The organism is bacterium, assembly GCA_040753085.1.
In the GTDB taxonomy this organism is placed as follows: domain Bacteria; phylum UBA9089; class JASEGY01; order JASEGY01; family JASEGY01; genus JASEGY01.
This window is the reverse complement of the sequence record JBFMHI010000102.1, coordinates 1-9,806: the sequence shown is the minus strand read 5'-3', so window position 1 is coordinate 9,806 and position 9,806 is coordinate 1. Positions and strand designations below refer to the sequence as shown.

At 47.0% G+C, this 9,806-nt stretch carries 13 protein-coding genes and 2 tRNA genes; all 15 read left to right on the top strand.

The window, feature by feature from the left end; genetic code table 11:
• Positions 1-104: 104 nt before the first annotated feature.
• On the top strand, positions 105-317 hold the full coding sequence (locus AB1797_10275; GenBank protein MEW5767989.1) for an addiction module protein: 213 nt from the start codon (positions 105-107) through the stop codon (positions 315-317).
• Entirely contained in the window at positions 314-607 is a 294-nt protein-coding gene (locus tag AB1797_10270; GenBank protein MEW5767988.1) for a type II toxin-antitoxin system RelE/ParE family toxin, read from the top strand. The genes AB1797_10275 and AB1797_10270 overlap by 4 nt, the downstream gene beginning before the upstream one ends.
• A gap of 107 nt (positions 608-714) precedes the next feature.
• A complete protein-coding gene (locus tag AB1797_10265) occupies positions 715-1,008 on the top strand; it encodes a UPF0175 family protein (GenBank protein MEW5767987.1) in 294 nt (97 codons plus the stop codon).
• A 115-nt stretch (positions 1,009-1,123) separates the two neighbouring features.
• On the top strand, positions 1,124-1,525 hold the full coding sequence (locus tag AB1797_10260) for a DUF3368 domain-containing protein (protein ID MEW5767986.1): 402 nt from the start codon (positions 1,124-1,126) through the stop codon (positions 1,523-1,525).
• A gap of 17 nt (positions 1,526-1,542) precedes the next feature.
• Positions 1,543-1,617: transfer RNA gene (locus AB1797_10255), tRNA-Met, on the top strand.
• A gap of 57 nt (positions 1,618-1,674) precedes the next feature.
• Positions 1,675-1,751: transfer RNA gene (locus tag AB1797_10250), tRNA-Met, on the top strand.
• Between the two features lie 142 nt (positions 1,752-1,893).
• Complete coding sequence (locus AB1797_10245; GenBank protein ID MEW5767985.1) at positions 1,894-2,280, top strand: hypothetical protein; 387 nt, start codon at positions 1,894-1,896, stop codon at positions 2,278-2,280.
• A 361-nt stretch (positions 2,281-2,641) separates the two neighbouring features.
• Positions 2,642-2,881 carry a hypothetical protein gene (locus AB1797_10240; protein MEW5767984.1) on the top strand — a complete coding sequence of 80 codons (240 nt, stop codon included), beginning with the start codon at positions 2,642-2,644 and terminating at the stop codon, positions 2,879-2,881.
• Positions 2,878-3,144 (top strand): type II toxin-antitoxin system PemK/MazF family toxin, encoded by a 267-nt coding sequence (locus tag AB1797_10235; protein MEW5767983.1) that lies wholly within the window; start codon positions 2,878-2,880, stop codon positions 3,142-3,144. The genes AB1797_10240 and AB1797_10235 overlap by 4 nt, the downstream gene beginning before the upstream one ends.
• 344 nt (positions 3,145-3,488) lie before the next feature.
• Entirely contained in the window at positions 3,489-4,919 is a 1,431-nt protein-coding gene (tilS, locus tag AB1797_10230) for a tRNA lysidine(34) synthetase TilS (GenBank protein MEW5767982.1), read from the top strand.
• Entirely contained in the window at positions 4,891-6,867 is a 1,977-nt protein-coding gene (gene ftsH, locus AB1797_10225; GenBank protein ID MEW5767981.1) for an ATP-dependent zinc metalloprotease FtsH, read from the top strand. Before tilS ends, ftsH begins: the two co-directional genes overlap by 29 nt.
• Positions 6,868-6,893: 26 nt before the next feature.
• Positions 6,894-7,328, top strand: coding sequence for a DUF4329 domain-containing protein (locus AB1797_10220; GenBank protein MEW5767980.1), 435 nt, complete (start codon positions 6,894-6,896; stop codon positions 7,326-7,328).
• A 15-nt stretch (positions 7,329-7,343) separates the two neighbouring features.
• Positions 7,344-7,613: a hypothetical protein gene (locus AB1797_10215; GenBank protein ID MEW5767979.1), complete on the top strand. Its 270-nt coding sequence runs from the start codon at positions 7,344-7,346 to the stop codon at positions 7,611-7,613.
• 3 nt (positions 7,614-7,616) lie between these two features.
• Entirely contained in the window at positions 7,617-8,774 is a 1,158-nt protein-coding gene (gene larC / locus AB1797_10210) for a nickel pincer cofactor biosynthesis protein LarC (GenBank protein ID MEW5767978.1), read from the top strand.
• Positions 8,775-8,943: 169 nt separating this feature from the next.
• Positions 8,944-9,657, top strand: a complete 714-nt coding sequence (locus tag AB1797_10205) for a UPF0280 family protein (protein ID MEW5767977.1) — start codon at positions 8,944-8,946, stop codon at positions 9,655-9,657.
• The last annotated feature ends 149 nt before the right edge of the window (positions 9,658-9,806 follow it).

Below are 9,806 nucleotides of genomic sequence, written 5' to 3'. Positions count from 1 at the left end.
CCGAACAAGCGGCTGGAGCCGATGCTCGCATCGGCGAGCAAGCTCGCCTCCGCTCGCACGGCTCAGCCGCCGCGCCGTTATGTGAATGAAAGGAGGATAAAAAAGTGCTGACAGAGAAAATAAAGACAAATGTGTTAGAATTAAATGTTATTGATAGGATTCATTTGGCTGAAGTCCTTTTGGACAGCTTGGATAAAACTGATAAACAAATAGAAAAAATATGGGTGAAAGAATCTGAAAACAGATATCAAGCCTACAAAGAAGGCCGCGTGAAAGGAATACCACTTGAGCACATTCGTTCGAGGATTGAAAAGTGAATGTTATTTTAATTCCTCCATCTGACAAAGAATTGGAAGAGGCAGTTAATTATTACAATGACCAGATGCCTGGCTTGGGTGAACAATTTTACAATGCATTTTTGAGCACGGTCCATTATATTTCTATATCTCCAAATGCATGGAGAAAAGTTGGAAGTAACACGAGAAGGATTAACATTAAGCGATTTCCTTATTTGATCTTATATGTACTTGATGGGAATGATATTCTAATTACATGTATAGCCCATCAACACAGAAATCCGACTTACTACTCAGAAAGGATATATTGATCACATAACAACTCGCTGCAGCCGACCTCGCTTCGCTCGGCGGCTGAGCTCTATCGTTAGCCCGCTTCCCCGCACAGCACAATGACCATGCTGGAAGGAGTTCTGAAATGAGTAGCAGAATCCTAGAGGCAACATTTGAAGTGCGTGTTCCTGTGCCGCTAGTCCGTCTGGGCTTTGACCAAAACGAGATTCAACATCGCCTCGCGGAATGGTTGGTGCTGTCGTTGTTCACGGAAGGGCGAGTCTCTTCCGGTAGAGCCGCACGCTTGCTGAATATCAGCCGCATTGAGTTTCTGGCGCTGCTTCGTGCGCGAGGTATTGCCTATGTGAATTATACGCCAGATGAATTGGCTGAGGAGTTTGCGGCCGTAGAACCGTTAGAGGTCCAAGTCGCCCCATGATCATCGTGTCCAATACGACCCCGCTCATCGGGCTGGCTTCGATCCAGCGGTTCGTTCTGCTCAAACACCTCTTGGTGAGCTGTACATTGCCCAGGCGGTATACGATGAAGCGGTAGTGGCTGGGCGTGAGGCGGGCGGGGCGAAACGCGAAGTGACCACAGCCACCTGGATCAAGACCGTGCGCGTCAAAGACCGGTTGGCGGTAGAAGTCTTGCTGGATGAGATGGATCTCGGTGAGGCAGAGACGATTGTGTTGGCGCGCGAGTTGGGCGCGGACTGGGTGTTGATGGATGAGAAGAAAGGCCGACGCAAGCTCACGCAGATGGGCTTGAAGAAGATCGGCACGGCTGGGATTTTGCTCAAGGCGAAACAAGTCGGGCTGTTACCGGCCGTCCGACCGGAACTGGAACAACTCCGTCAGCGGGGATTCAGTATCAGCCATAGTCAGGTTAGTCTTGCTCGCGAGGACAGAAGTCAGAGGGGCGTAAGTCTGTATAATCTGGCTTCCGACGTTTGACATCTGTTATAATACGTCGCGGGGTGGAGCAGTGGTAGCTCGTTGGGCTCATAACCCAAAGGTCACGGGTTCAAATCCCGTCCCCGCAACCAAAAAATCAGGTTCCGAGTTTGGGACACCCGCTGGCGGGTCGTCGGGTTTCGAGTTGTGGCGGTGTAGCTCAGGTGGTTAGAGCACGCGGCTCATATCCGCGGTGTCCGGGGTTCGAATCCCTGCACCGCTACCAGCCTTTAACAGTTTTAAGTTTTAGCTGGCTGTCGAGATCAAAGAGAAATATGGTAACGATGGAACAAAACCTAAGCGGGGCTTGTGAGGCTAATTATGGTTAGATAACAAAAATATGATAATTATACACGGAGGGAGAAAAAATGGGACGAATAATTACACCTGTAGAAATAAAAAATGCTACTAATCCTGATTATCGCATTGTTTGTGATGCCTTAGTTGATACAGGAGCAGCTTATATGGTTCTGCCAACAGCATGGAAAAGCAAATTGGGTGATATAGAAATTATTGAGGAGATAGAGGTAGAATTAGCTAATCAAACTGCTCAAAAAGGAGAGATATGTGGACCGGTAAAATTACAAATAGAAGGATTCAGGCATATATATACTGAGGTGTTATTTGTAGATATGAGGCCAGAGGACGGCATATATGAACCCCTGATAGGTTATATTGTATTGGAACAGTCTCAGGCGGGAGTTGATATACTTGGACACAGGCTTGTGCATATAAAGAGAATGGATTTAAAATAATATCTAACCCCTCCCATCAAGGGAGGGGAAGCTCTTATGCCGACGCTGTCAGGACAAAAGGAGATGAAACTTAACCCATAGCGCTATAATCTGTAATGAGCTTACTTTTTTAACTTGATTTTGAGTAGATACGAATTCCATTAACTGGAAAGAAGCTCAACGAGAAGTCAGAAGGCTGCAAATGCGTATCGCAAAGGCTGTGATTGCTTGGGAAGGATTACAGTCGGGCTGTCCCACAAGGGCTGCCTTTGAAATGCTTGAGCTGTATGCGGGGAAACTTCCATGTAGTACAGTTCTTAGGGGGGAATGGGGCTGAAAGGCCCCTGACCTACCCGATCAAAAATTTGAAAGGATACAAAGAATGTCAGTTGCGAGAAAATTGATTTTCGATAGCAAATTATTAGCAGATGGACATCTGTATTGTCCTGAAGAACTTGCATATAAAAAGAATCTCCATTTCAAAGTAATTGTAACTTTTGAGAAAGAAACCGATTTTGAGGCATCTGAACAAGATATTGAGATAGCAAATATTAATGATGTTTCTAATGATTTCCTTCCTGAAGAAGAACTAAACTATTGTCTCAATCTGGAGTCATTATGAGTAAATTTGCAAGGGGTCAGATATGGTTAGTTAATTTTGATCTAAGTTTTGGGCACGAATATAAAAAGGTTCGACCAGCCCTAATTGTTCAAAATGACAGATATATAGAATCAAGCAATTTGTTGACAGTTATTCCGATCTCTTCACAAACGATTAAACAAACAGCACTCGACATTTTGATAAAGAAGGATTCTCAAAATAGACTTATGACAGATTCTTTACTCAAAATAAAGCAGATTAGTTCATTTAGGGCTGGCTACTAAAGCAGCATTGTGGCTGTTCGTTCCCGACACCAACGAGTGGCGTCTACTGTTTGCCTTGCCCGAGGTATCGACGCGATGCCCACTAAAAGTGTATGAGCAAATCCACCTCGCCCTGCAACAATTGGGTGATAGGGCTTCCGCCACTCCGCTTTCTATGATCGGACTGCTTGATGAGAATGCCGAACTAGTCAGGCTTTTGAGGATCGCTATTCCCACTGGGCCAGGCATTGGTCGCATTCGATTTTCAAAGAACGCTATCAATGGGCATTTCATTGAGGATGCACTGATTTACCGGGTGGCATGAGGTAGGCCGTCTAAAGGGGTGATAAGCGGTAAACGGAGTGATGCTTCTACCGAAGGTCTTAAATACCATCGCGTGTTATGAGTTGCTTAAACCAAAAGAGAAAATTGTTATTGCTGTCTCGGGAGGGCCTGATTCGGTCGCTCTGACTTACATCTTGGTTTCTCTGGCCAAAGATTATACCCTAAGCCTTCATCTGGCGCATCTTAATCACCTCTTGAGAGGTGAAGAAGCAGATGCAGATGCGGCTTTTGTCCGGAGTTTAGCCGGGCAGTTGGGGCTGGAACTGACGGTCGAAGAGGTGGATGTGGCTCAAGTAGCCCAAAAAGAAAGGCTATCTCTTCAACAGGCAGCCAGAGAAGTCCGGTATGACTTTTTAAGGCGAACAGCCGAAAAAACAGGGGCAAGCCGAATCGCCCTAGGACATCACCTTGATGACCATGTTGAAACCATCCTGATGCGTCTCATCAGAGGCTCAGGCCCGGAAGGCCTGGCCGGTATACCTCCCAAGAGAAAGATAACCAATGACTTAATCATTATCAGACCTTTAATTGAGATTAGCGTGGCCGAGATTAAGGAATACTTACAGGAGGAAAAGTTATCTTATCGTCTTGATTCATCTAATTTTAAAAGGGATTACCTCAGGAATAAAATTCGGTTAGATCTGCTTCCCCGTCTCCTTGAGCTAAATCCTGATTTTAAACATACCCTGCTGAGGATTAGCTCTTTATGGGGGAGAGATAATGAGTATCTTGAGGAAGTCGCTGAGGAGCAAGGGGGCAGGGTTATCCTGGAAAAAAAGGAAGGCGAAGCAGAGCTTAATCTGATTCGATTTAATCCTCTCCCTCTCGCTATCAGGTCAAGGATAATCCGCGGGCTCTTAGCTGAAATCAGTGGGAGGAGAAGCGGCTTTTTTTTTCAACATGTGGAAGACCTGATCCATTTGGCTGAGTTTGGACCGGCCCAGGGAAGATTAGACCTGCCTGGCGTGGTGGTCAAGAAAGAATATGATGTCCTGAAATTAGGCAGAAGAGAGAAGCGGCGAGGACAAAAAATTTCTTTTGATTATTCCTTCCTTCCCGGAGAGAGGGTAGCGCTTCCGGAGATAGGCAAGGTGGTTGAAACAAAGATATTAGATGATTTTCCGGATAGAATCCCAAAGGATAGAAGCAAGGTCTATCTTGATTTAGAGCAAATCCGGCCACCCTTAAGGGTCCGCAGTCGCTGTCCGGGGGACCGATTTAGTCCTCTGGGGATGAAAGGAACAAAGAAGATAAAGGATCTCTTTATCGATCTTAAGGTTCTGCCAGAACAGCGTGATAAAATCCCTATTGTTCTGGACAGTCAGGGGATTATCTGGGTGGCTCCTTATCAGATTAGCGACCGGGTTAAGGTTACGGCTAAAACAAAGAAGGTTTTGTCGGCTTCATTGGAGGCGAATAAAGGTGGGAAACCCCGTAAAGAAAAAGAATGATAATGTAAGCAAGACGATAAAATCTCTGGCCTTCTGGCTTCTGGTGGGACTTATTATCTTCACCCTCTTCCAGAGTCTCCAGGTCCCCAAGGCAGAGATAGAGGAAGTGCCCTACAGTGGTTTTTTGCTTCTGGTCAGGTTAGGTCAGGTAACCGAAGTGAAGATTGTGGAGCAGGACATTCTCGGTTTTAGACTTAAGAAGGGCAAGAAAGTCCCTTTTAAGACATTTATACCTTATGATGATCCTAATCTCGTGCCTCTTTTGGAGGAGAATGGCGTAGACTTTTTCGGAACTCCACCGGCTGAACCCCAATGGTGGATGAATCTACTCTATTCAGTCTTTCCGATCCTTCTTCTTTTTGGTCTTTTTTGGTTTTTCCTTTACCGGCAGGTGCGAGGGCCGGGCAATCGGGCTCTTTCTTTTGGTAGAAGCCGGGCTAAAATGCTCTCAGAAGAACACACCAAGTTTACCTTTGCTGATGTAGCTGGGGTGGAAGAAGCCAAAGAAGAACTGAAGGAGGTCATTGAGTTTCTGAAGGATCCGAAAAAGTTTCAAAAGTTGGGAGCTAAGATACCCAAAGGTGTTTTATTGGTTGGTCCTCCAGGAACGGGTAAGACCCTGCTGGCTAAAGCGGTAGCCGGTGAGGCCGATGTGCCTTTCTTTTCTATTAGCGGCTCTGACTTTGTGGAGATGTTTGTGGGTGTAGGGGCTTCCAGAGTGAGGGACCTCTTTGACCAGGGGAAGAAACATGCCCCCTGTATTATTTTTATAGATGAGATTGATGCAGTTGGTCGTATGCGAGGGGCAGGTCTGGGGGGAGGACATGACGAAAGAGAACAAACCCTGAATCAACTCCTGGTAGAAATGGATGGATTTAATACGGCGGAAGGCGTTATTCTTATTGCCGCCACCAACAGGCCTGATGTCCTTGACGCCGCCTTGCTCCGACCGGGACGATTTGACCGCCATATTGTGGTGGATGCGCCGGATCTGATTGGCCGGGAAGGTATCCTCAAGGTTCACTTTAAGGATAAAAAAGTCGACGAAAAATTGGATATAAAAATTATTGCTCGACGGACCCCGGGGCTGGTTGGGTCTGATCTGGCCAATGTGGTTAACGAGGCGGCCCTGCTGGCGGCCAGACGAAATAAAGAAAGTATTACCATGAAAGAAGTGGATGAGTCCATTGAACGAGTCATCGCCGGTCCTGAACGAAAAAGCAAACTGATTAGCGAGCGGGAGAAGAAGATGATCGCTTACCATGAAGTGGGGCACGCCCTGACGGCTAAATTAATTCCAGGGGCTGATCCGGTTCATAAGATTTCCATTATGCCCAGGGGAAAGGCCTTGGGCTATACCCTTCAGCTGCCTATAGAAGACAAATACTTGACCACTAAGACAGAAATCCTGGATAAAATGGCTGTTTTGCTGGGCGGTCGGGTGGCGGAAGAACTTGTCTTCGGGGAACTGACCACCGGCGCTCAAAACGATCTGGAAAGGGCCACGGAGGCGGCTCATAAGATGGTTTGTGAATATGGGATGAGCGATACCCTGGGGCCTCTTACCTTTGGACGTAAGGAACAGGAGGTCTTTCTGGGCCGGGATTTTATGAAAGAAAAGAATTACAGTGAAGAGGTAGCGGCCGCGATTGATAAAGAGGTAAGGAATATAATTGAGACAAGTTATGACCGGGCCAAATCAAAACTGATTAAACATAAGGATAAACTGGATAAATTGGCTACTATATTAATAGAAAGGGAGATACTGGAAGCGGATGAGATAGATCTTATTCTGGCCGGCAAGCAATTGCCCCCCAAAGAAATAGAAGAGGAAGAGGAAGAGGTGGTTGAGGAAGAAAAAAGAGAGAAAAAGAAAAAAGTAGAGAAAGAAGAGCCGATTGATGAAGGAATAATCGGGGCGCCGGTTCAAGTAGGCCAGGTGGCGTAGATATTTAGTCAGCCGTCATAGAGTTAATGATCCAGCCGCATACTACCGTTCTTAATCACCCTATAGTTCGTGCGGGGCCCAAACAGGCGTGGGAAGACTCCTATCCTGGAGTTACTGGTGGACACGAAGAAGGGGGCTTTATTCTGCAAAACTCAGTGGGGACGGTGAGCGTTGTTCGCTGGCCCAAAGGTACACAGAATAGCATTATCCTTTCACCACATCCAAACTGCAAGATCGACGAGAATGACATTGTCGCCACATTTCATACTCATCCCCATTCAGGAAGTAACTATCTTCAAAAGCCGAGCGAAACGGATAAGCGGGCTGTTCGAGATGACCTTGATTTGAAAGGTGATTTTTATGAAGGAGAATTTGTCATCTCCCGGGAGAAGATATATATCATTACGCCAAATGGAGAGGTAAGCGAAGTCGGAAATAGGTGGGAGATATTGGGTGAATAATTAAGGAGATGTGCTATGGCCGCAACACTTACAGCCGACGTACTTCAAGATGACCTCGCCGTTTCACTAGCCCAGGTGATGGCGACAGCCAACAAACGCGCTCGCGAGTTAGGTGTAAACGTGGTTCAAACTTTAATCACCATTACTCAACATTCTTTCAAGGGCGATTTGGTTTGGAGGATAAACTATGGCCCAAAGGATTACGTAGGACGTCGCGGCGGTGATTTGATTATTGAAGTAGACCCAAGTGATGCCACCATTAAGCAAGTACTTTGGGGACAGTGAACGTTGAAGATCGCTTATTTAGATTGTTTTAGTGGAATTAGCGGGGATATGCTTCTGGGGGCATTGCTTGATGCCGGGTTAGAATTGGATGCCCTCAAGGAAGACCTGCACCGGCTCCCCCTGACAGGATATAATATCTCGACGAGCAAGGTAGAGAGACAACATCTGGTTGGGACAAAGGTGGTAGTAGAGACGGCCACGAGGCTCCCCAACCTGCCGGCCATGATTGACCTAATGGAAAGAGGTCAGATAGAACCGGAGATAAAAGAATTATCGGCCAGGATTATTACCAGGCTGGTCCAGGCAGAAGCCAAGCTCCATGGCCAGACTTTGGAAACGGCCCATCTCCATGAAGTAGGCTCTTTAGATACCATTGTCGACGTGGTGGGGAGTCTTTATGGTTTACAAAGATTAGGGGTGAAGAAGATATTTTCTTCACCCCTTGCCTTAGGAAGAGGTCGGCTCCGCACGGCCCACGGCTATATTCCCATCCCTTCTCCCGCCACCTGTGAATTGGTTAAGGGCTTTCCGGTTTATTCTCAGGGGATTGAAGCCGAACTTACCACCCCTACCGGGGCAGCCATTGTGACCGGGATAGCCTCTGGTTTTGGCCCTTTACCTGAGATGAGGATTGAAGCCATTGGTTACGGGGCCGGGGAAAGGGACCTGCCTGATACTCCCAATCTTCTTCGTATCTTTATCGGTCAAAAGGAAGAGAAATACGAAACAGATGAAATCGTCGTGATTGAAACCAATATCGACGATCAAAACCCGCAAATTTATGACTATCTCTTGGAAAGGCTATTTGAAACCGGGGCCTTAGATGTTTATCTTACTCCCATCCAGATGAAGAAAAATCGTCCGGGCCTCCTCTTAACTGTCCTGGCCGAGCTTTCTTCCCAGGATCAAATTAGTTCACTCATCTTATCCGAAACCACCTCGCTGGGGTTGCGTTTTAGTCAACAGAGGCGTCGAAAACTTTCCCGCCAAGTGAAGACTATAAATACCAAATACGGTCCCATTCGGGTCAAGATAGCCGCTGTGGGTGATGAACAAAAGATAAGCCCTGAATATGAGGACATCAAACAGACGGCCAGAAAGCATAATATACCCTTTCAGCTCCTTTATCAAGAAGTAATGGGTCGCCTCCTCGAGGCTTGATCCTCGAGGCTGGATCCAGCTTCCAGCCTCAGCCGTGACTGAATATAGTGCGGATTGCGGATTTTTTCATTTCGGATTTCAGATTTCGGATTGGGATAAATTCGCAATTCGCAATTCGCAATCCGCAATCCGAAATAATGGAATGGCTTAGTTGCGGCTCTACGGCGCTATGTATTACAGAAATCAGATAACTAACAGCGATCTGCGAAGATTCCATGTGGTCATCAAAGAGACCAATCTTTTTATCCTGGCTGAGACAGACCTTACGCTCCAGGCTACTCAGGCTGTCCAAAAATATCGCCGGGAACTGGAGGACTACATCCGGTCTGATCCGGACTTTTTAGATACCTTCACTCCTTATCGGGTTGATAGTTCTATTCCCTGGATAGTTCAAGATATGGCCAGGGCGTCTGAATGTGCCGGCGTTGGTCCTATGGCGGCGGTAGCCGGAGCGATAGCTGAACGAGTAGGCCTGGAGCTTTTGAACTATTCCTCGGAAGTGGTAGTCGAAAATGGGGGAGACATATTTATCAAGACCCTTAAGCCCAGGACAGTAGGGATCTATGCGGGTCGCTCGATTATTTCTCATCGGGTAGGACTGCGAATAGAACCGGAAGAAACTCCTTTAGGGATATGCACTTCCTCGGGAACGGTAGGCCCTTCGATAAGTTTTGGCAGAGCCGATGCGGTGGTAGCGGTGGCCTCTTCTACGCCTTTAGCTGATGCGGCGGCCACCTTCATAGGCAATTCAGTTAAGACGGCGGCTGATATTCCAAGAGGACTCGATCTAAGCACCCATATCCCCGGCCTTAAAGGGGTGATTATCATCAAAGGAGCAGATATGGGGATCAGGGGAGATTTGACCGTCGTCGGTTGTCAGTAGACAGTAGGGATTACTGACTAATGGTAACCGTTCAGCCACAGATGCACACAGATGAAACACGGAAAATCCGTGAGCCGTGTCCGTGATTCGGGTCTGTCCTTAGGCTGTAGGGACAACCCTTGTGGTTGTCCGTCTACGGAACGGACATG